This window comes from Sulfitobacter sp., from assembly GCF_036961165.1.
Taxonomy (GTDB): Bacteria; Pseudomonadota; Alphaproteobacteria; order Rhodobacterales; family Rhodobacteraceae; genus Sulfitobacter.
In genome coordinates, this window is sequence record NZ_JBALVJ010000026.1 from 26300 (window position 1) to 47636 (window position 21337).

The 21337-nt window shown below is 58.7% G+C and carries 19 protein-coding genes; 13 read left to right on the forward strand and 6 right to left on the reverse strand.

The features are described 5' to 3' along the window. Positions 1-14 precede the first annotated feature (14 nt). Complete coding sequence (locus tag V7730_RS12355) at positions 15-440, reverse strand: ion channel (protein WP_335747901.1); 426 nt, start codon at positions 438-440, stop codon at positions 15-17. A 673-nt stretch (positions 441-1113) separates the two neighbouring features. Between V7730_RS12355 and V7730_RS12360 the strand changes: the two genes are divergently transcribed. The 6 genes from V7730_RS12360 (at position 1114) to V7730_RS12385 (ending at position 8629) form a co-directional block, all read left to right on the forward strand. Further along, positions 1114-1707 (forward strand): hypothetical protein, encoded by a 594-nt coding sequence (locus V7730_RS12360; protein ID WP_335747902.1) that lies wholly within the window; start codon positions 1114-1116, stop codon positions 1705-1707. 4 nt (positions 1708-1711) lie between these two features. Then, entirely contained in the window at positions 1712-2629 is a 918-nt protein-coding gene (locus V7730_RS12365; RefSeq protein WP_335747903.1) for a 3-hydroxyacyl-CoA dehydrogenase NAD-binding domain-containing protein, read from the forward strand. Positions 2630-2771: 142 nt separating this feature from the next. Then, on the forward strand, positions 2772-4538 hold the full coding sequence (locus V7730_RS12370) for an ABC transporter ATP-binding protein (RefSeq protein ID WP_335747904.1): 1767 nt from the start codon (positions 2772-2774) through the stop codon (positions 4536-4538). After that, positions 4531-6453: an ABC transporter substrate-binding protein gene (locus V7730_RS12375; protein ID WP_335747905.1), complete on the forward strand. Its 1923-nt coding sequence runs from the start codon at positions 4531-4533 to the stop codon at positions 6451-6453. The genes V7730_RS12370 and V7730_RS12375 overlap by 8 nt, the downstream gene beginning before the upstream one ends. Then, a complete protein-coding gene (locus V7730_RS12380; RefSeq protein WP_335747906.1) occupies positions 6450-7478 on the forward strand; it encodes an ABC transporter permease in 1029 nt (342 codons plus the stop codon). The genes V7730_RS12375 and V7730_RS12380 overlap by 4 nt, the downstream gene beginning before the upstream one ends. Then, positions 7475-8629, forward strand: coding sequence for an ABC transporter permease (locus V7730_RS12385; protein ID WP_335747907.1), 1155 nt, complete (start codon positions 7475-7477; stop codon positions 8627-8629). The genes V7730_RS12380 and V7730_RS12385 overlap by 4 nt, the downstream gene beginning before the upstream one ends. Before the next feature lie 71 nt (positions 8630-8700). Here the strand turns inward: V7730_RS12385 and V7730_RS12390 are convergent, their stop codons facing one another. Next, positions 8701-9489 carry an MBL fold metallo-hydrolase gene (locus V7730_RS12390; RefSeq protein WP_335747908.1) on the reverse strand — a complete coding sequence of 263 codons (789 nt, stop codon included), beginning with the start codon at positions 9487-9489 and terminating at the stop codon, positions 8701-8703. 63 nt (positions 9490-9552) lie between these two features. Then, entirely contained in the window at positions 9553-12096 is a 2544-nt protein-coding gene (locus tag V7730_RS12395) for a mechanosensitive ion channel family protein (protein WP_335747909.1), read from the reverse strand. A gap of 227 nt (positions 12097-12323) precedes the next feature. Here V7730_RS12395 and V7730_RS12400 point away from each other — a divergent pair, with 227 nt between their 5' ends. The 7 genes from V7730_RS12400 to V7730_RS12430 are packed head-to-tail and all read left to right on the forward strand — an operon-like array spanning position 12324 to position 19607. Next, a complete protein-coding gene (locus V7730_RS12400) occupies positions 12324-13604 on the forward strand; it encodes a nucleotide sugar dehydrogenase (protein ID WP_335747910.1) in 1281 nt (426 codons plus the stop codon). 29 nt (positions 13605-13633) lie between these two features. Next, a complete protein-coding gene (locus V7730_RS12405) occupies positions 13634-14839 on the forward strand; it encodes a glycosyltransferase family protein (RefSeq protein WP_335747911.1) in 1206 nt (401 codons plus the stop codon). A gap of 6 nt (positions 14840-14845) precedes the next feature. After that, positions 14846-16084, forward strand: a complete 1239-nt coding sequence (locus V7730_RS12410; RefSeq protein ID WP_335747912.1) for a glycosyltransferase family 4 protein — start codon at positions 14846-14848, stop codon at positions 16082-16084. Beyond that, a complete protein-coding gene (locus V7730_RS12415) occupies positions 16084-17130 on the forward strand; it encodes a glycosyltransferase (protein WP_335747913.1) in 1047 nt (348 codons plus the stop codon). Before V7730_RS12410 ends, V7730_RS12415 begins: the two co-directional genes overlap by 1 nt. Continuing rightward, on the forward strand, positions 17127-17711 hold the full coding sequence (locus tag V7730_RS12420) for a histidine phosphatase family protein (protein WP_335747914.1): 585 nt from the start codon (positions 17127-17129) through the stop codon (positions 17709-17711). Before V7730_RS12415 ends, V7730_RS12420 begins: the two co-directional genes overlap by 4 nt. After that, complete coding sequence (locus V7730_RS12425) at positions 17708-18844, forward strand: glycosyltransferase family protein (protein WP_335747915.1); 1137 nt, start codon at positions 17708-17710, stop codon at positions 18842-18844. The genes V7730_RS12420 and V7730_RS12425 overlap by 4 nt, the downstream gene beginning before the upstream one ends. After that, entirely contained in the window at positions 18834-19607 is a 774-nt protein-coding gene (locus tag V7730_RS12430) for a polysaccharide deacetylase family protein (protein ID WP_335747916.1), read from the forward strand. Before V7730_RS12425 ends, V7730_RS12430 begins: the two co-directional genes overlap by 11 nt. On the opposite strand, the gene V7730_RS12435 is transcribed toward V7730_RS12430, so the two are convergent. From V7730_RS12435 to V7730_RS12445, 3 genes are all read right to left on the reverse strand, one after another. After that, positions 19580-20407, reverse strand: coding sequence for a 3-keto-5-aminohexanoate cleavage protein (locus V7730_RS12435; RefSeq protein ID WP_335747917.1), 828 nt, complete (start codon positions 20405-20407; stop codon positions 19580-19582). The genes V7730_RS12430 and V7730_RS12435 overlap by 28 nt on opposite strands. 101 nt (positions 20408-20508) lie before the next feature. Next, positions 20509-20700 carry a hypothetical protein gene (locus V7730_RS12440; protein WP_335747918.1) on the reverse strand — a complete coding sequence of 64 codons (192 nt, stop codon included), beginning with the start codon at positions 20698-20700 and terminating at the stop codon, positions 20509-20511. Between the two features lie 90 nt (positions 20701-20790). Continuing rightward, on the reverse strand, positions 20791-21315 hold the full coding sequence (locus V7730_RS12445; protein WP_335747919.1) for an alkylphosphonate utilization protein: 525 nt from the start codon (positions 21313-21315) through the stop codon (positions 20791-20793). Between the last annotated feature and the right edge of the window lie 22 nt (positions 21316-21337).

Sequence of the window (21337 nt, forward strand, 5' to 3'; positions counted from 1 at the left end):
CGATCCGGCCGCGCTCAGCTACGCCGATTTCGGGTTGGAAAGTCGAAGATTTCAACAAGAAATGCGGTGAAAAGGCCAAAAGTAAGCAACCCATGGGCGGCTGTTAAACCGGCAAGCAGGCGCCAGTCGGCGCCCAGCACAATATCGCCGTAGCCCACCGTCGTGAATGTAGCGATCGCGAAATAGATCGCAGGCTCAAGACTGTCGAAAAGCCCCAGCGCCATATACAAAAACGCCCAACCCCAGACCGAACAGGTTAGCGCGAAAAGTATCCACATCGCCGCGATACCCAGATCATATGCAAGCGGCATACGGGCATATCCAAAGGCATGTGTTTCATCCAGCCACCGCAGCATCCGCGCGGCTACGGCAAATATCACGATAGAGACAGCAAGCAAAACAATCATCACCAGCGACCCGATGAACAAAGCATGTAGCATTGATGACGTCCTTCAATTCGATCTGATCCGAGCGGCTCACAGCCTCACACAGGGGGTATCTTCCAGTCCGCTTTATCAGCCATGCGAACGCGTTACATCCTGGAATCGAAGCATTCATTGCAGTTGGTGAGTGGAAACAATTGGCTAAATCTCGCAGCTATGCACTCAGTTGCTCCATAATTAGAATTGCGCCAGAGGCCAGCGGAGACCAACAAAGCCCTGAAAAGCCTAAAAAACTGCAAGCCCCCATTAAAAATGGCAATTTCGGCGGGTGCGTTCTGGTAAAAAGGTAGTGGTCTAAGTGAGGTAGTGATCCTCTGTTTGTGAGCGTGACCGTTGCCAATTATCAACATTCCATCCAACTAGGGCGCATTTGCGCTGTCTGGAGCCGTCCGGTTCGACGACCTGACTGGCGCAGTAGGTCAACGTGTTGTCGATTTAGGTGACCTGGCAGGGCAGGACAGCTTCTGGCTAGGGCAGATCGGCAGGATTGGTGACATTCAATTCGAGCTTCTTGTGGGGGTATCATCTATTCCATCACAGCCGACGAAGCGATTGTTGAGGGCGAAACCGCCACTTGGACGATTGCAGTGTCGGCAACGGGCATGATGACGTTAGAAAAAGACGGCGTGCTTTTGGCTGAAGGCCAAGGCGAGGTGCCTCAAGACGATTTTTGACATCTGCCCTCATAGCAGAATCCGGCACGACACCGCTGATCGGCGAAGTAAACTCGCTAATCGTTAACTGTGAAGAGCAGCTTAACTCAGCCAATGGCATCAATCCTGACAGCATCATCACTGGCGGCTCTTCAAACGAGGCGCTCACCGGCGGCGCGGGAGCGGATGTGATTTCGAGGCTTGGCGGGGACGACACGCTCTTTGGCGGCGCGGGAAACGACACCCTCGCGGACGGCGGCAACGGCGATGATGTGTTCGGCCTTGATGCCACTTCTGGATCATTGACGATCGAATATTTCGGCGCCAACGGCGATGCAGACCGGATCGGCGCAACCGAATTATCTTATTACTTTGCCGATCTTCTTGATCTTTTGGAAGCACTTAGGCCAGGCGACGGGCAGAGTACGCTCAGCTTTGATCTAGACAGTGGCGATGTCTACAACCTGACGGTTTTCTCCGAAGACGATCTCGAAGAGGGTGATTTCATTTTTCAGGCTACCCGGCGGTTATCCACGCGCCTGACATTTGTCGGGTCGCGTGTTGATATGGCACGCGAATGCGGCCATGCTCCCATAGTACCAATGGGATGATGCGATGACAGCCGACTTGAAAGACACGCCTATAGCGATCTTGGGCGCAGGCCTGATCGGCGCTTGTTGGGCAGCACTTTTCGTACATCACGGGGCTACGGTGCGCGTCTGGGATCCAGAGCCAACAGCACTCGATAAACTGGCGGAACGGATGGCTGGCCCCTCGGCCCAGTTGCAGGAGCTTGAGCCGCAGTCTGTGCGCAGTGGCACAGTCTCTTGCCACAATAAACTCGACGAGGTCCTAGATGGCGCTGTTCTTGTTCAGGAGAACGCGCCTGAGAACCTTGGGCTCAAGCACGCCCTATACGCCCGCATTGAGCCGTTGTTGGCGTCGAACGCGATCCTTGCCTCCTCCACGTCAGCGCTGACGTGGTCCGAGCTTGCCCCCGGATTGTCCAATCCTGACTGCCTGATTACGGCGCACCCCTTTAATCCACCTCATCTTGTCCCGCTGGTTGAGACCTTTGGCATTGACGCAGAGCGGCTGGATCGGGCCGAAGCGATCTACCGCGCCGCGGGTCGCGCGCCGGTGCGGATGAATAAGGATGCAACCGGCCATATCGCAAACCGCCTGTCATCCGCGCTTTGGCGCGAGGCTGTCCATATGGTGGCCGAGGGGATTGCGGACGTTGCAGCCATTGACGCGGCGCTGGTCAATGGCCCGGGCCTTCGTTGGTCCGTGATCGGGGCGCATATGGCCTATCATTTAGGCGGCGGTGAAGGCGGGATGGCCGGTTATCTGGCGCATCTCGGCCCCAGTCAGGAACGCCGCTGGGCGTCGCTCGGGGCGCCTTCGCTGACGCCGGACGTGTGCAGTGCGCTTGTCGATGGAGTGATGGAAGAGGCCGCAGGACGCGACATTGCAACCCTGGAGCGGCAGCGGGATGCTGCGCTGATGGCCCTGCTAAAAGCCCGCCAGTGAATTTTGCGCCAGCGGCGCTTTGACCACGCGGCTCACGTGCAACTGCCTTACCTTACGGGAACAGCGCTGGACGGCGTCGAATTAATGAGGTTCACTCATTTTAATGGACAAGGATCACTAATTTAATGGACAAGGATCACTAATGCCGCTTCTGGATGTGAAAGCACTAACTATCGGTTTCGGCAAAGCCGCGCCTGTTGTTGACGGCGTCAGCTTTTCCATCGATGCCGGCGAAACGCTGGCGTTGGTCGGCGAAAGCGGTTCGGGCAAGACGCTGACCTGTCGCGCTGTGCTGCGCATTCTGCCTGCAGGCGCCCAGTTGCGCGGCGGCATAATTCGGTATGAACATGACGAGACAAGTTGCGACCTTCTCACCGTGCCAAAGCGAGAGTTGCGCAGCCTGCGCGGTGATCGCATCTCTATGATTTTTCAGGAGCCGATGCGCTCCCTCTCGCCGCTACACAAGCTGGGCAATCAGGTGGCCGAAGTGTTGCACCTGCACCGGCGCATCAGTAAGGCCGAGGCAAAAAAACAAGTGCTTGCCAAGTTCGAGCGTGTAGGCTTCCCCGATCCTGAACGGGCATGGAGCAGCTATCCGTTCGAGATGTCTGGCGGCATGCGCCAACGGGCGATGATCGCCATGGCAATGATTTCGAAACCCGATCTGCTGATCGCGGATGAACCGACGACAGCCTTGGATGTGACGACGCAAGCGCAGGTGCTGGGGTTGATCAAAGACCTTCAAGCCGAGACAGGCATGGCCGTGATCCTTGTGACCCACGATTTGGGCGTTGTCGCCAATATGGCCGACAACGTTGTGGTCATGAACAAGGGCCGGGTGATGGAGTCCGGTAGTGCCGAGCAGGTGCTAGGCTCCCCCGCGCACGGCTATACCAAAAAGCTTTTCGCCGCCGCCCCGATCATCCCTGAAGTGGCCGCGCCCAAGCGTGCCGCGCCGCAAAGTGATCTTATTCTGGATATTCGCGGGGTCACAAAAACCTTTACTCTACGGGCCGGCGGCTGGCGCGCGCCACGTATTATCACCGCCTGCCGAGATGTGGATTTGCAGTTGCCGCGCGGCAAGACCTTGGCAGTGGTGGGCGAAAGCGGCTCTGGCAAGACAACCTGCGCGCGGGTCGCGTTAGGGGCCATCCGGCCCGACCCAGGTGGGGAAGTGTTGTTTTCCGCCCGTAATGGCGAAGTGCCGATGAATGTTCACGACATGACTTCCGCCCAGCGCAGCAGCTTCCAACGTGATGCGCAAATGGTTTTTCAGGATCCCTATTCATCTCTTTCCCCGCGCATGCGTGTACAGGATGCATTGACTGAGCCTGCCGAAATTCACGGCATCGGCACCGCAGAAGAACGGCGCGAAAAGGCCGCCGAGATGATCCGCTTGGTCGGGCTTAGCCCCGATATGCTGCCCCGTTTCCCGCATGCGTTTTCCGGTGGCCAACGCCAACGCCTGTCCATTGCACGCGCGCTTACGCTCGATCCGCAACTGCTTGTCTGTGACGAGCCGACTTCGGCGTTGGACGTTTCGGTGCAGGACCAAATTCTTGGCCTACTTGAGGATATCCGCGACCGTGTCGGCCTCAGTTATCTGTTTATCAGCCACGATCTGGCCGTAGTGGCGCGGATCGCGGATGAGGTAGCCGTGATGCGCGCAGGTGTAATTGTTGAGCAGGCCTCCCCCGACACGCTGTTTTACAACCCGCAACACCCCTATACAAAAGCTCTGATTGCCGCCCAGCCAGAGCCGGACATCAACCGCCCCATCGACCTTGACTTGGTGGCAAAAGGTGCCGGCAGCCCCGAAGGTTGGCCGGAAATGTACCGCTTTGAGGGGCAAGACGCGCCGATACTGCGAGAGTTGGAACCCGGACATAAGGTACGCTGTCATGCGTAGATTGATCTCATGGTGTGCAGCGGCGGTGCTGCTGGCGGCCCCTGCCCTTGCACAAACAATACCTGTGCAAGAAAGTAGTTTCTGGGCAAGCGAAGTTCGAAGCGGTGACATGCCCCCCGCTGCAATGCGCATCCCGACAGAACCGCTGGTCGTGGATTTGGAGGCCAAGGGCCGCTCTCTTGGGAAGCAGGGAGGCACCTTGCGTACGCTTGTTTCGCGCAGCAAGGACATCCGTCAGATGGTTGTTTATGGCTATGCGCGTCTGGTGGGGTTTGCACCAGATTACACCCTTCAACCCGACATCCTGCGCAATGTTGAGATCGAAGGAGAGCGCCGATTTACCCTGCATCTGCGTGCTGGCCACCGTTGGTCGGACGGCACCCCGTTCACGTCGGACGATTTTGCCTATTGGTGGAACAATGTCGCCAACAACGACGAGATATCGCCGTCTGGCCTGCCCGACTGGATGACCGTTGATGGCAAAGTTGGGACGGTAAGCTTCCCTGATCCGCTTACGGTTGTGTTTGAGTGGGAAACGCCAAACTCGAATTTCCTGCCGCTTCTGGCTCAAGCTAGCCCGCCATTCATCTACAGACCGGCGCACTATCTTAAACAATTCCACATCGATTTCGCTGATCCCGAGTTTCTGAAAGAACAAATCGCAGACGCTCGCGTACGAAGTTGGGCCGCGCTCCATAACAAGCGCGACAACATGTACAAGTTCGACAACCCCGACCAACCTACGTTGCAGCCATGGATGAACGCCTCAGGTGACGCATCCTCGCGCAATGTCTTTGTACGCAATCCCTACTTCCACCGTATCGACACTGTCGGCACACAGTTGCCCTACATTGACGTAGTCGAAATGACAGTTGTGGGTGACGGTCTGATCGCGGCCAAGTCGAACGCCGGGCAAGTAGACTTGCAGGCCCGCGGGTTAGGTTTCCGCGATGTGGCCATTCTCAAAAAAGGTCAGGTAGACGGCGGCAATTACCGCACCTTCCTTTGGCAAAATGGTGCAGCAAGCCAGATCGCTATTTATCCCAATCTGAACTTCGCCGATCCGGTATGGCGCAAGGTCATGCGCGACGTTCGTTTCCGTCGTGCGCTAAGCCTTGGCATTGACCGCCGCATGATCAACCGCGCTCTTTATTTCGGTTTGGCCAACGAAGGCGGGATGACCGCTTTGGACCGCAGCCCACTTTACGATTCAGCCAATCTGGCCGCTTGGTCGCGCCTGGACATCGACTATGCCAATGTGCTGCTTGATCAGATGGGTTTAACCGAGCGTGCCCCAAACGGGCTGCGCCTGTTGCCCGATGGCCGCCCAATGGAGTTCGTGATTGAGACCGCAGGTGAGCGACAGGAAGAAGAAAACGCACTCACCATCATCACGGACACGTGGCGCGAGCTTGGAATACGCCTGATTATGCGCCCGCTAGACCGCGACATTCTACGTAGCCGCATCTATGCAGGGACAGGCATGGCCGCTGTCTGGTACGGCTGGGACAACGGCCTGCCCCGCGCCGAGACATCACCCAAATACCTCGCACCCACCCAGCAGGATTTCTTTGCTTGGCCGAAGTGGGGTCAATACTATCAAACGAGGGGCCAAACCGGCGAAGCACCGGACATGGAGGCGCCCAAGCGGTTGTTGCAGTTGGAATATGACTGGGCCCACACCAACGACGCGGATGAACGTACCGCAATCTGGGCCGAGATGCTGGACATCCACGCGCAACAGCAATTCGGCATCGGGATTTTGTCAGGCGCACCCCAACCCGTTGTCGTCTCCGACCAATTGCGCAACGTGCCGGAGATGGGCATTTGGGCCTATGATCCGGGTGCGCATTTCGGCATTCACCGGATTGACGAGTTTTATTTTGAAGATGCGTTCATGCAGGTTAGCCAATGAGAATACTGCTCTATGCCATTCGCCGTTTTGGGACGATGCTGCTGACCCTGTGGATCGTATCGATCCTCGTGTTTGTAATCATCAATTTGCCGCCCGGCGATTATCTGAGCAACCAGATCGCAGAGCTGCGCGCCACCGGACAGGCCGAAGGTGTGGCCAAGGCCGAGTTCTTGCGCACCGAATACGCGCTCGACCGGCCTGTGTGGGAGCAATACATGATCTGGGTCGGGTTCATGCCGGGGCCGCAAGGTTTTTCAGGTCTGATCCATGGTAACTTCGGCTGGTCTTTCGAATTTGACCGCCCCGTGGCCGAGATTGTCGGCGATGCGCTTTGGTTGACAGTGCTGGTCAACCTCGCAGCCGTGTTGTTTGTCTATATGGTGGCATTGCCGTTGGGGGTTCTTGCCGCAGCAAAGTCGGAAACATGGGTGGACTACACAGCAGGCTTTGTCGGCTACCTTGGCCTTGCCACACCCAACTTCCTGCTCGCGCTGATCCTGTTCTACTACGGTCACAAGTACTTTGACCTGCCCATCGGCGGACTGATGGCGCCCGAATTTGAAGGCGAGCCGATGACGTTGGACAAGGTCAAATCCATCCTCGTCCACCTGATCGTTCCCACCTTCGTGATTGGCACATCCGGTGCGGCAGCCATGATGCAACGCCTGCGCGCAAACATGCTGGATGAACTAAGCAAACCCTATGTTGAAACCGCTATCGCCAAAGGCATGAAGCCCGCTGCGATGCTGCGTAAATATCCGCTGCGGATGGCGTTCAACCCCTTCGTGGCCGACATCGGCAACCTGCTGCCTGCCATGGTATCGGGTTCGGTACTGGTCTCGGTGGTACTTGGTTTGCAGACCATCGGGCCATACCTTCTCATCGCACTTAAATCCCAAGACCAGTTTCTGGCGGCATTCGTGCTGATGTTTGTGGCCCTGCTCACGCTCATCGGCACCATGATATCGGACGTGCTGCTGATGCTGCTGGACCCCCGCATTCGAATGGGGGCGCGCGACACATGAGCATCCAACCTGATAACCGTTTTGTCGACACAGCCCCATGGTCAGACGAAGCAGACCTTTCTGCGCCCGAACGTGCGGAATTTGATGCCCCCAGCTATGTGCTGGTTTGGCGCAAGTTTCGGCGCCACAAGCTTGGCCTGATCTCGGGCCTGTTCTTGCTTTTGTGTTATCTGATCCTGCCAGTGGCCGGCTTCGTTGCGCCTTACACCGCTAATGAACGTAGCGCCGACTATCTCTATCATCCACCTCAAGAGATCAATCTGTGGCACGAAGGCGAATTCATCGGCCCCTATGTGTACCCTACGTTGGCCGTCGCGGATCTTGATAACTACCGCTGGCGCTACACCGTAGACACGACAAAGCCGATGCCGCTGCGCTTTTTCTGCGAAGGCTCCGACTACAAGATCGCAGGCCTCATCCCATCGGACACCCATCTATTTTGTGCCCCCAGCGGCGCAACCGTATTCCTGTGGGGATCTGACCGCCTTGGCCGCGATGTCTTCAGCCGCATCCTTTACGGCGCACAACTATCTCTCACCGTGGGCCTCATCGGCATCACAGTCAGCTTTGTTCTTGGCATCTTCTTCGGAGCCATCGCCGGCTATATCGGCGGCAAAACCGACTGGCTCATCAACCGCGTGATCGAAATCCTCCGCTCCTTACCGGAGTTGCCCCTATGGCTCGCGCTTTCCGCAGCGGTGCCGTCCAATTGGGGGCCGGTATCGGTCTTCTTCATCATTTCTATCATCCTTGGCATTCTTGACTGGCCCGGCCTTGCCCGTGCGGTCCGCGCCAAATTCCTGAGCCTTCGCGAAGAAGAATACGTCCGCGCCGCTGAGATGATGGGCGCAAAGCCCGCGCGGGTGATCCGCCGCCACTTGTTGCCCAACTTCATGAGCCACCTGATCGCCAGTGCTACGCTATCCATTCCGGCGATGATCTTGGGCGAAACGGCCCTTAGCTTTCTGGGCCTCGGCCTGCGCGCCCCTGCTGTCTCTTGGGGGGTCATGCTCAACGATGCTCAAAACCTTGCCAGCATCGAAATTTACCCATGGACTGCCATCCCGATGCTGCCGATCATCGTGGTTGTGCTGGCGTTCAACTTCCTTGGTGACGGCCTGCGCGCCTCGCTCGACCCCTACCGCACATAACAAAGGGCGCGGCATTTCTGCAGCGCCCTTTTCTTCTGGCTTAAAATATCCCGCAAAGCGCGAAAGGCCGATCAGCCTTCTGCGTACCAGCCGCCGAGTTTCACTTCGACTTCCGTGCCGACCATCTTGGCAAACTGGGCCGGATCCTGTGTGCCATTGTCACGGCCACGGTAGTGGTATGGATAGACATATGTTGGCTTGAAAGCCGCAACCGCGGAGGCAGCCGCATTGGCGTCCATGGTGAACGGCAGGTTCATACAGACAAACGCCAGATCAATATTCTGCAGCGCGCGCATCTCTGGCGTGTCCTCGGTATCGCCCGAGACATACATGCGGAAACCTTCAAAGTTCAGCACATATCCGTTGTCGCGCCCTTGCGGGTGAAAACTCTTGCGTTCCTCGGTTATATTATAGGCAGGGATCGCATCAATGCTCAGCTCTTTGAACAGAGCGGCGGCGCCATTCTCAACGGCACTTGCCTGTGCTTTCATCGCTTCAGGCAGCATCGCAAAAACAGCAGGGTTGGCTATGATCTGTGTGCCTTCGCCGACGATCGCGTCCAGCGTTTCCTGATTGTAGTGGTCGCCATGTTCATGGGTGATCAACACCAGATCAGGCGCATCGAAATCCGCATACTGGTCTGCGCCACCGACTGGATCCACGTAAATCACGCCCACGGGCGTCTGAGCCACAAAGGAAGCGTGAGACACTGGCGCGATGGTGATCGGTCCTGCTGGCGTCTCGAATGTGTCACCGCCATGCGCTGCGGCAAACGCTGCGTAAGGAAGGATTGTCACTGCACCGGCGGCGGCGGTGGTCATCAGAAACTGGCGGCGTGAAGAGATGGCAAAGTCGGACATGATGTCTCCTAAGGAACTAGCATTGCTTTGCATAAGTAGAATGAGCCGACCAAGTATCAAGGACTAACGGTCATCCGCAGTGTCCGCCCCCTCCGCCTCTTCGGTCAATTCCTCAATTGAGGCATGGGCTGCAGCGGCCACTTCTTGCTTTTGTTCTTCTGTCAGGTCTTTGACTTTGCCATCAGCCAGACGGACCGTTACTTCGCGGTGGGCAAACTTGATCCCTTCGCGCTCAAACAGGGCGCGGATGTCTTCGTAGACACGTTTACGCACCAACCATTGATCGCCCGGCTTGGTCATGAACTTGACCCGGATGATCATTGCGCTGTCTTGCATCTCGATCACGCCCTGCGATTTCAATGGCTGGATAAAGTTCTGCCCGATTACCGGATCATCCAGCAAAGCAACGCCCAGCTTTTTGATCAGCTTGCGCACCTTTTCGACGTCTGTGTCATAAGTCACCCGCAAAGGCAGTTTCATGATGACCCAATCACGGCTGTAGTTGGTCATGACCTGCAATTCACCAAACGGAATGGTGTGCAGCGCGCCCAAGTGATGGCGCAGTTGGAAGGACCGGACCGAGATCTTCTCAACCGTGCCTTTGACACCGCCCACATCCAGATACTCGCCCTTGCGGAACGCATCATCGAACAGGAAAAACGCACCAGCAAAGATATCACGCACAAGCGCCTGAGAACCAAAGCCCACGGCGACACCCACGATGCCAGCACCGGCAAACAGCGGGCTCACATTAATGCCGATTTCCATCAGCACGATCAGGATGATTGTAACCACCACAACGATCAGCGTGAAGTTGCGGAACAACGGTAGCAGCGTTGCCAGACGGGTTGCAGAAGAGGCCGCGCTGCCTTCATCGCCTAACTCTGCCTCTACATCTTCGTCATCGGTTTCTTCGGCGATCTTGGTGTCGATCCAGATACGGAAGCCATGGTAAACCACGTAGCCAATGAAGATGATGATGATAATGTCCAGCAGCCGGTCGAGCGCAGATTCCACCATGCGCGCGCCATCGTTGTCCCAAATATAGAAAAACGCATAGGCGCCGGCGACAAACGCCAGAATACCGGCCACCCGCCGTGCAAGCGCCTCAAAACTGTTGAGCACATGCACTGGCTGGCCGTGGTTCGCCGACAGCATATCATGCTCCGCTTGGGTCAACTCGGCTTGGGTCGGGGTCTTCATGACGTGTGCGGGCTCAATCCGTGCTGCGAGCGGGCCTGCGGCGCTGTCGGCTTCTAAGCCCGTTTCAACAGGGGCATCGGGATCGAGGCCTTCTTCACGCAATTCTCGGCGGGCGCGGGCTTCTACTTCTAGGCGGGCCTGCTCGGATGCTTCGAACTCGGCCTGTTTTTCGCGCATCAGCCGAACCACCCGCGCACGGGCAAAGCCCCGCTCGATCAGATAGTTGACCACGCCGTAAACCACGATGATCGAAATCAGAATACCATACGCACCCGCGATCAACGGAATCGAGCTTGGCTTTTCGAGGACAAGATCGATGGTTAATTCGAACCAGGCAAAAAACACATAGATGATGACAATGGGTGCCCAAGCGCGGCTTAGGACACGGATCAACATGCCGACCTCGGACACGTCCTTGCCCTGCCGCAGTGCATTGGAAATGGCGCGGCGGTTTACCAACACCAGCAACACATTCAGCAAAACAACCACCGCCGACAGCATGGCGGCGACAAGGGCGTAGACGTCATAGTTCAGCCCAAGCTCTCCGATCCAGATCCCAAAAAGGATGGCACAGATGTCAAAGCTGCCCAGCATCCACATCCAGCGGTGCAGACGGGTTGCGTCGCGGTCAGAAAAGGCGGGGATGCGGTATTGCGCCAAGTACGGAGAAAGTATCATGCGCCAGAGGCCTGCGGTCACGCGACAACAGAAATAGGCAATGTTGATGAGAGTGACCGTGAACTGAATCGCGCTGTCGACCAGCGGCGGAAAGAAAATCACCCCGATCACATAGGCGACACCCATGGAAACAAGGGTGCCGATGACACCCATGAAAAAGCGAAACACCAGAAACGGCATCTTTTCTGCATAGCCCGTAGGGTTCTCCAGCACGCGGCTGACGACAAAGCGCTTTGCGATCCGCTTGCCGAAGACCTCGCGTTCGACAACGATACCGACCCCGAAAAGCATCAGGCTCATCCCCAGGACTTTAACGAAGAGCATGATCGTGCCGTCCGGTGATGCCGCGCGCAGAATGTAGAGCACTTCGTTCACCGCAACTGGCATCTGACTGAGCCGGTCGATCAGAGCGTCCCGAAACAGATCGGCGTTCTCCTGCGCTTTCATCAATCCAGACATCTCAGCCGTTGCCGGTATCCCTTCTACCGGATCAGGGGTTGGCTCAGTTTGGGTGATGACGGTGCCGTTGCTATCGATCACGATGATGCCCACGCCATCACGGGCTGCGTTGCGCAATGTGTCGGCCAATGTTTCGTCCGCAGCGCCCTCACTGGCAGAGGGGCTGGTATTCAGCAAGGACCCCAGACTTTGAGCCTGAACTTCTGACACAGGAGCAAGCGCAATAAACATCAGCGCCAAGACGGCCAAAAGCAGGCGATGCATCATAGTTTTTTGTCCCTTACGACAGCGCGCAATTGCTATGCGCTCACTTTGTTGTGACGCTACGGCTTCGGGCCATGCATTGCAATTGTCCGGGGAGTGCACAGGTTGTGTGCTTAATTGGGGCGGGACACCGATCCTCATGATGTTTTACAAGCGTTAGGCTTTCGTGCCATAGCGAAACAGGGCTGCGGTGTTTGCATCCCTCTGATGCGCTGCCCAAGGACCTGTGTATGACCGCGACCCCAATCACCGACCGTATCGCCGTTTTGGGACTGGGGTATGTGGGACTGCCCCTGACACTGGCGCTGGCCCGTGCAGGATTTGACGTGCTCGGCTTTGATATCCATGCCCCCGTCGTTGACGCCTTGCGCGCAGGCCGCGACCCTAACGGCGAAATCGCGGGTGAAAAAGTTGCTGCCAGCACAGCGCGTTTTTCGCACGACCCTGCTGATTTGGCTGGCCGAACCGCTTTCATCATTGCTGTGCCGACTCCCATCACTGATGCCAAAGCACCTGATCTGAGGCCTATCCTTGGCGCATGTGCGTCGATCGCACCGCATCTGACGGATGGCGCGTTGGTTGTGCTGGAAAGCACGGTCTACCCCGGCGTGACAGAAGAAGTCTGCGGCCCCGCGCTTGCCGCTGGCAGCGGGCTGACCGCAGGCGCGCAGATCAAGCTTGCTTATAGCCCCGAACGGGTGAACCCCGGTGATGCTGAACACTCGATGGAGAATGTGATCAAGATCATCGCGGCACAGGATGCCGAAACTCTTGATCGTGTGGATGCGATCTATGCCCCGGTGGTGAAAGCAGGGCTACACCGCGCCTCCTCGATCGCCACAGCAGAAGCGGCCAAGGTGATCGAGAATACACAGCGCGATCTGAACATCGCTCTGGTCAACGAATTTGCGCTTATCTTCGAGCGGCTCGGCCTTGATACGCTTGAGGTGTTGGAGGCGGCGGGGACAAAATGGAACTTCCTGCCTTTCCGGCCCGGCCTTGTCGGTGGGCACTGCATCGGCGTTGATCCCTATTACCTCACCTACCGCGCCGAGCAGCTGGGTTATCACCCTGAAGTCATCCTTGCCGGCCGCCGCATCAACGACGCCATGGGCGCGCATGTGGCGCAGACCCTTATCAAGGCGATGCTGAAAAAGAACATCGGCGTGCGCGGAGCGCGGGTGTTGATCCTTGGTTATACCTTCAAGGAAAACTGCGAAGATACCCGCAACACCCGCGTCGCGGATATTGTGGCTGAGCTGGGCGAGTATGCTGTGGAGGCCGTGGTGCACGATCCTTGGGTCGGGGCAAAGCGCCTGCACACAGAGCATCGCCTGACCACGGTCGAGACGCCAGAGCAAGGCGCATATGACGCGATCATCGTCGCTGTCGGCCACCGCGAGTATGTCGAGCTGGGCAGCGATGCTGTGCGTGCCTTCGGCAAACAAGGCGCGGTGCTGTACGACATCAAGGGAATATTCGGCAAAACAGGTAGCGACCTGAGGTTGTGAGCTTGCCGGTGACGACAGAAAGAAATCCTATGCCGCAAAACGCCATCGCCGAAGCCAACGCCCGCGCCCCTTCGCGCCGTGTTATGCTGTATAGCCACGACACATTCGGGCTGGGCCATTTGCGCCGTTCGCGTGCCTTGGCAACTGCGCTGACTGCCGGTGATCCTTCAGCGTCCGCGATCATTCTCACAGGGTCACCCGTTGCAGGGCGATTTACCTTCCCCGAGCGGGTCGACCATATCCGCCTGCCCGGTGTGACCAAACTACCTGACGGGTCTTATGTCAGCTCGACCCTCGGGCTGGACATCGACGCAACAACCAACCTGCGCGCAGGCCTCATACAGTCAGCGGTTGAGCAGTACCGCCCCGATCTGTTGATCGTGGACAAGGAACCCACGGGCTTTCGCGGAGAGCTTTTGACCACGCTTGAATGGCTTCAGGAACAAGGCCACTGCCGCATTGTTCTGGGCCTCCGTGATGTGCTGGACGAACCGGAAGTGCTGGCCGCAGAATGGGCCCGTAAAGGCGCCGTTGAAGCGGCAGAAGCCTATTACGACGAGTTCTGGGTCTACGGTGTAGAAGATGTATATGACCCGACAAAGGGCCTACCGCTGAGCGATTCGACCCGCGCGCGCATGCACTACACCGGTTATCTGCGCCGCACGATGACCGACAGCGCTGATGTGCCGGATGAGCCTTACATCCTGATCACCCCTGGCGGCGGCGGCGACGGGGCCGCGATGGTATCGCTCGTGCTAGATGCCTACGAGGCCGATCCCGATCTGGGGCCGCACGCCATGCTGGTCTACGGCCCGTTCCTGTCCGGCGACATACGGGATGCGATGGATGCGCGGGTCGAGGCCTTGGGCGGTCGCGTCACAGCCACCGGCTTTGACAGCCGGATCGAAGCGCTCTTTGCCGGCGCGCAGGGTGTCGTCTGCATGGGCGGGTACAATACATTTTGCGAAGTGCTCAGCTTTGACCAGCGCGCGGTGATCGTGCCGCGCACGGTGCCGCGGCTTGAGCAGTGGATCAGGGCCAGCCGCGCAGAAGAGCTTGGGCTGGTACGAATGCTGGACGATGGCCGTGACGGCATGACCGTTGAGGCGATGATCAAGGCGATCCACGCACTGCCTTCACAGCAAAAACCCTCCGATGCAGGTGCCGATGGGCTGCTTGATGGCCTTGATGTGGTGGTACAGCGCGGCCGCGCCCTTATGGACCAAAAGGACTGAACCGACATGAGCACGCCCCCCCTCGCCATCGTTGTGAAAGGCTGGCCACGCTTGTCAGAGACCTTCATCGCGCAAGAACTTGTCGCGCTGGAAGAAGCAGGGCTGCAGTTTGAGCTGTGGTCCCTACGTCATCCCACCGATATCAAAACCCATCCGCTGCATGACCGCCTGCAAGCGAAGGTGCGCTATTTGCCCGAATATCTGCATCAAGAACCCCGCCGCGTGCATGAGGCGATGGGCGCTGTAACCGCCCTACCCGGCTTTGACGCCGCCGCCGAAGCCTATGCCCGCGATCTGGAGCGTGACGACACCGCCAACCGCCGCCGCCGCTGGGGTCAGGCCTGCGTCCTTGCTCATGAGGCCGGAGAGGGGCTCGAAGCGCTCTATGCGCACTTCCTGCACACGCCTTCATCCGTTGCACGCTATGCCGCCATCCTGCGCGGCCTGCCGTGGTCGTTTTCGGCCCATGCTAAGGATATTTGGACCTCGCCTGATTGGGAACTGTGTGAAAAGCTGTCGGCAGACACTTATGGCGCGGCCTTCGGGGCCACATGCACAGGTTTTGGCGCAGAACATCTGCAATCCTTGGCAGACACACCGACTCGCGTTGATCTGGTTTACCATGGACTGGACCTTGCCCGTTTTCCCGAGGCCCCCAGCCGCAAGCTAAGCACCGCTGGAGCCCCTTTGGCCATGATGTCTGTCGGTCGTCTGGTTGAGAAGAAGGGCTTTGACACCCTGATTGATGCGCTGGCGTTGTTGCCTGCTGACATGGACTGGAGCTGGACACATATCGGGGGTGGCCCGTTGGACGAGCCTATGCAGGCACGGGCGCAGGCTGCCGATGTGGACGGGCGCATCACATGGCGTGGCGCGTGTGACCAGCCCGATGTGATCGCTGCGATGCGCGCTACCGATCTGTTTGTTCTGCCTTCGCGCATCGCCGAAGACGGTGACCGTGACGGCCTGCCAAATGTTCTGATGGAAGCGGCCAGCCAGAAGCTGCCCATCCTGTCCACGCCCGTCTCAGCCATCCCCGAATTTATCACCGACGGAGAGCACGGCCTGCTGGCCCAAGACACGCCGCAAGCCTTTGCAGCTGCGATGGAGCGGGTCGCCGCTGATCCAGCGCTGGGTCCCCGCCTTGCCGATGCCGCGCACAAACGGTTGCACGCAGAATTCACCATGGCGCCGGGCATTGCCCATCTGGCTGCCCGCCTGCGCGGCATCCTGAAAAGCGTTTGATGCGGCTGGCCTTTTACGCTCCGCTAAAACCACTGGCGCATCCCGTCCCTTCAGGTGACCGCGCCATGGCGCGTGCTTTGCTGCTGGCGTTGACCCACATGGGCTCGCAGGTCGATCTGGCTGCGAGTTTGCGCAGCAGAGATGGGAGCGGGGATGTGGCGGTTCAGAGATCGCTGTTGGATCAGGTCGATCATCTACTGCCCGACATTGTCGATCAAGGGCGCGCTGCCGGTTGGCAAGCTTGGATCACCTATCACAACTACTACAAGGCCCCCGATCTGATTGGTCCTGCCGCTGCCCGCGCACTTGGCATTCCGTATCTGCTGATCGAAGCCACCCGCGCGCGCAAACGGTTGGGGGGGCCTTGGGACGCCTTCGCGCGCGCAGCAGAAGCCGCCAGCGACGCGGCTGCCGTTGTGTTTTACCTGACCGAACGCGATCACGAAGCGCTAGCGGCCTATGCGCCATCGGGTCAAAATCTTGTCCACCTCCCGCCGTTTCTGCCCCGCGCGGACTTGCCCATAATGGCCAGCGGCACACATCTTCTGGCAGTGGGCATGATGCGCGCCGCAGCAAAGCTACCGTCTTATCAACTCATAGCCGAGACGCTCGCGTTACTGCCATCGCAGACGAAGTTAGATATCGCAGGCGACGGGCCTGCACGCGCGCAGGTCGAGGCGCTGATGGCGCCATTTGGTACGCGTGTCCAGTTTCTTGGCGCACTGGGTTCCAACACCTTGGCGCAGGCTTATGGGCGGGCGGGCGCCCTGATCTGGCCCGGTGTTGATGAGGCGTTTGGCATGACATATCTCGAAGCACAGGCGCACGGATTACCCGTGATCGCCCAAGACCGCCCCGGCGTGAGGGACGTACTTTATCCACGCACCTATCCTGGAGTTGATGAGGGGGCCGCAGGCCTTGCCGCCTTGGCGCTTTCTCAACATCCAGCCCCACAAGATATCCAAGACTACATTCGCGCAAAACACCTGCTGCCTGTTGCAGCCAATACCCTTCGTGCCGGATTGGCACAGGCAGGTGTGCTGTGATCCGCCTTGCGTTGCTGCGCCACGGTCACACGCCTTGGAACCGCGCAGGCCGCGTGCAGGGCAGCAGTGATATCGCGCTGGACGATGACGCAGAATTTGATCTGAGCACGTTCCGCCTGCCCCCGCCATGGGATGGGGCCGCATTGTGGTCTAGCCCTCTCAAGCGGGCGACGCAGACCGCCGAATTGGTCGCGTTACGCGCGCCGCGCACCGACGCTGCGCTGACGGAAATGAACTGGGGCGATTGGGAGGGGTGCTTTGCTCAGGAGTTGCGCGATGATCCAGCATGCGATCATCGGGATATCGAGACGTGGGGTTGGAACTATACGCCTCCAAACGGTGAAAGCCCCGCTGCATTGCGCGCACGGCTGGTGCCTTGGGCGCAAGCGCTGAAGACAGACAGCGTTGCGGTTTGTCATATCGGTGTGATGCGGGTGTTGATGGCCCATGCCTCAGGTTGGAATTTTGATTGCCCTGCTCCCTTTACGGTCAAGCGCAACCGCCTGTTCATCATAGAAATAGACGGGGATGCTTGGCGCTTGCTGCCCGACCCAGTTCGACTGGTGAGGGCAACATCGTGAAGGTGATGATCGTTGTCACCCATTTACTCGGGACAGGCCATCTGGCCCGCGCCCTGACATTGGCCCGCGCGTATATTGCGGCAGGTGATACTTTGCTGGTCGTCTCCGGCGGGATGCCAGCACCCCTGTTGCTGCGCGGCGACGTCTCCGTAGTTCAGCTACCGCCGGTACGCTCGGACGGGGTGGATTTCTCACGCTTGTTGGATGCTGACGGATCAGTGGTACAAGAGACGTATCTGGCGGAGCGGCGAGATGCCCTGCTGCAAGCCTTCGCTGCGTTTGCCCCCGACATCCTTATAACCGAGCTTTTCCCCTTTGGCCGCCGGATTCTGAAGGCTGAATTTATTGCCCTGCTGAGCGCGGCCCGCGCCTTACCGCAGCCACCGCTTGTCTGTGCCTCGATCCGTGACATCCTTGCGCCTCCGTCAAAACCGAAGAAGGCTGTGTTTGCCGACGACATGATCGCTGAATTCTACGATGCTGCGCTGGTCCACTCGGACGAAGACCTCACGCCGCTGGATCTCAGCTGGCCCGTTTCGGAACGGTTGCGCCCCTTCCTGCGTTATACCGGATTTGTGGCCCCCGCCCCTGCCACGGCCCACCCCGCCCAGACGGGTCTTGGCGAGATCATCGTAAGTGCCGGCGGCGGCGATGTCGGTGGCCCAGTCTATGAAGCGGCTATTGCCGTTGCAGCGTTGACGGATCGCCCCATGCGCCTGCTCGTCGGTGGAGCCTTCGCCCACTCGCGCATTGAAGACCTACGCCGTCACGCTCCAGCACATGTCATTGTCGAAGCGGCACGTCCCGACTTCCGGCAAATGCTCTATCATGCATCGGCCTCAGTCTCCCTTTGCGGATACAACACCGCGCTCGATATATTGCAGGCGGGAACGCCCGCCGTGTTCGTGCCATTTGACGAGGGGGGCGAGGTTGAGCAAGGCTTGCGTGCAACTGCATTGGCAACGCAATCAGGGATTGCCGCGCTACCACGCGCGGAGCTTACGGCTGAAAGCCTTTGTGCAACTTTGGACGCGGTGATCGCTGATCCACGTCGTCCAACCAACGGAACCTCGTTTGACGGTGCTGCCCGCGCAGTTAATTTTACCCACGCGCGGAGGACAAATGGAAATTGACTGGACCCCCCTAACGGTAGAGCTGGCGCTTTGGCGCCGCGCTGGCCTTGCCTTGCCTGTGTGGTGGCGCGACGATGATGCCGTTGCTGCCACCCCTGCGTTGGAACGTTTGAGCTCTTTGTCCAAAGAGACCGGCCTGCCCGTACATCTGGCGGTGATCCCCCATATGGCCGAAAGCTCTCTAGTCAGGGCACTGGCGGACAACCCTTCGCTTATCCCGGTGATCCACGGCTGGCGTCACCTTAGCCACGCACCGACGGGCCAGAAAAATGCCGAGTTCGGCCACCCACGGACGGACGCCGAGGACGAGTTGCGCCATGCCATCGCCCGCCTGAAAGAGCAGTTCGGTCCACACCTACTGCCGCTGTTTGTGCCGCCGTGGAACCGCATTGAGCCAAGCCTACTGCCTGTTCTGGCCGATGCGGGTTATGTCGGCGTGTCTACCTACGGACCGCGCAAAGCGGCTTTTGCCGCCACTGATCTGGTGCAGATAAATACGCACATTGATCCTATTTTCTGGAGCGGCCATCGCGGGCTAGTACCGCCAGAGAAGCTGCTGACCGACCTTGTCACCACTCTGATTGATCGGCGCGAAGGGCGTGCTGATGCGACCGAGCCTTTAGGCCTTCTCACTCACCATCTGGTTCACACAGACGATGTCTGGGATTTTAGCCGCGATGTTATGCTGGCGCTTCTGGACGGCGGAGCAATCCTCGCCGACCTACGCGCATCGCTTTATGCAGGACGCAGCCGCAACATCTGACGCGCCTGAGCCGGAGTTGCGACCGGACGCTCATATTTCTCGCACAGATCCGCCGCGCGTTTGATAAGCGCCGCGTTTGAGGGTGCGAGCGTATCCTTATCCAGACGAACGTTATCCTCAAGCCCCGCGCGGGCGTGACCGCCTGCCGCAATGGCCCAATCGTTCAACACGATTTGATTCGGGCCAACACCCGCCGCGCACCATAGCGCATCGGGCACCAGCCGTTCGACTGTTTTGATATAGAAATCAAACGTCTCACGGTCAGCGGGCATGGCGTTTTTCACGCCCATAACGAACTGGATATAAAGCTGGCCAGAGATGCGACCATCACGGTTCATTTCGGCGGCTTTGTGGATGTGGCTCAGATCAAATGCCTCGATCTCGGGCTTGACGTCATAGGTGCGCATTTCGGACGCAAGCCAGTCCACCAACTGTGGCGGGTTCTCGTAAACACGGGTGGGGAAATTGTTTGACCCGACGGACAGGCTCGCCATATCGGGGCGCAGCGACAGCATGCCGCCCCGTTCATGCCCCGCGCCCGACCGGCCACCGGTCGAGAACTGCATGATCATATCGGGGCAATGCGCCTTGATGCCCTCTTGCAGCCTCGCGAACTTCTCCGGGTCTGACGAAGGCGTCTCATCCGCGTTGCGCACATGGGCGTGGCAAATGCTGGCACCTGCTTCATAGGCGGCATGCGTGCTCTCGATCTGTTCGGAAATCGTGATCGGCACAGCGGGGTTTGCTGCTTTGGTCGGCACAGAGCCGGTGATGGCGACGCATAGGATGCAGGGGGTCATGGGGGGCCTCGGATCAGCTGAAGAACATGTTAACCGGTCTATACCACGCCTGCGCCCTTCGTATACCACCGCAGCACATCCCGCCGCAGAAAACCGTCACGCTATGCCGCGGTCAGCGCCTTGATCTTGCGCGCCACGAGGTAGGACACCGGCACCGCCAGCACCGCCCCGATCGCCGCAGCGACAATGATCGCGGTGGGCGAGACATAGCCCGCCGTCAGAACGCCGATAATGCCGATCCCGCTGAGGGTCGTCGCTATGATCGAATACAGAATAGAAGCAAGGCGGAGCATGGTGCGTTCCTTTCACGCCGGTTTGGTCTTGGCGACCATAACGCTGGTGTGGGTAAGAAACCTTGATGTGGGTCAATGCAGCGGAAGCTATCAGCGCTTCTTCACAAACTCCGTCAGGATGACAATACGCTGGCCTTCCACGCGCCCTTCGATGTGGGCGTCATTGTCGTGCACCAGTGATATCCGGTGCACCGCCGTACCACGCTTGGCGGTAAAGCCCGCACCTTTGACCTTGAGATCCTTGATCAGGACCACGGTATCGCCTGTGGCGAGGGGGACGCCGGTGCTGTCTTTGTGGTTGGTCTGCGCCGCCTCGTTATCGGCCCAAGCCTGCGTTTCTTCGTCGAGGTAGAGCTGTTGGGCCAGATCGCGCGACCAGTCGGTATCGAGCCGCTTGAGCGTGCGCATGGCGTAGACTTGCAGCGAGGCGTCCTCGCTCCACATGGTCGAGGCGATGGGGCGGAAGTGATCGGCGGGGGTGTCAGGGTCAGCGCAGGAAGCACAAATCTGGATGCTGGCCTCCGCAGGGCCGCCGGCGACGGGGGTGTCGATAAGCGGCGCATCAGTGGTGCAGAGGAGGCAGTGTTTGTCAAAGGTGTTGTCCGCCGATTTCATGCGGCGTCTCTGATTTCAGGGG

Coding starts and splice junctions, on each gene's coding strand:
- V7730_RS12370 (WP_335747904.1), top strand. CDS start 2,772: ATGCCGCTTCTGGATGTGAAAGCACTAACTATCGGTTTCGGCAAAGCC.
- V7730_RS12440 (WP_335747918.1), bottom strand. CDS start 20,700: ATGCTCCGCCTTGCTTCTATTCTGTATTCGATCATAGCGACGACCCTC.
- V7730_RS12365 (WP_335747903.1), top strand. CDS start 1,712: ATGACAGCCGACTTGAAAGACACGCCTATAGCGATCTTGGGCGCAGGC.
- V7730_RS12415 (WP_335747913.1), top strand. CDS start 16,084: ATGCGGCTGGCCTTTTACGCTCCGCTAAAACCACTGGCGCATCCCGTC.
- V7730_RS12405 (WP_335747911.1), top strand. CDS start 13,634: ATGCCGCAAAACGCCATCGCCGAAGCCAACGCCCGCGCCCCTTCGCGC.
- V7730_RS12390 (WP_335747908.1), bottom strand. CDS start 9,489: ATGTCCGACTTTGCCATCTCTTCACGCCGCCAGTTTCTGATGACCACC.
- V7730_RS12355 (WP_335747901.1), bottom strand. CDS start 440: ATGCTACATGCTTTGTTCATCGGGTCGCTGGTGATGATTGTTTTGCTT.
- V7730_RS12385 (WP_335747907.1), top strand. CDS start 7,475: ATGAGCATCCAACCTGATAACCGTTTTGTCGACACAGCCCCATGGTCA.
- V7730_RS12380 (WP_335747906.1), top strand. CDS start 6,450: ATGAGAATACTGCTCTATGCCATTCGCCGTTTTGGGACGATGCTGCTG.
- V7730_RS12445 (WP_335747919.1), bottom strand. CDS start 21,315: ATGAAATCGGCGGACAACACCTTTGACAAACACTGCCTCCTCTGCACC.
- V7730_RS12410 (WP_335747912.1), top strand. CDS start 14,846: ATGAGCACGCCCCCCCTCGCCATCGTTGTGAAAGGCTGGCCACGCTTG.
- V7730_RS12430 (WP_335747916.1), top strand. CDS start 18,834: ATGGAAATTGACTGGACCCCCCTAACGGTAGAGCTGGCGCTTTGGCGC.
- V7730_RS12400 (WP_335747910.1), top strand. CDS start 12,324: ATGACCGCGACCCCAATCACCGACCGTATCGCCGTTTTGGGACTGGGG.
- V7730_RS12375 (WP_335747905.1), top strand. CDS start 4,531: ATGCGTAGATTGATCTCATGGTGTGCAGCGGCGGTGCTGCTGGCGGCC.
- V7730_RS12395 (WP_335747909.1), bottom strand. CDS start 12,096: ATGATGCATCGCCTGCTTTTGGCCGTCTTGGCGCTGATGTTTATTGCG.
- V7730_RS12435 (WP_335747917.1), bottom strand. CDS start 20,407: ATGACCCCCTGCATCCTATGCGTCGCCATCACCGGCTCTGTGCCGACC.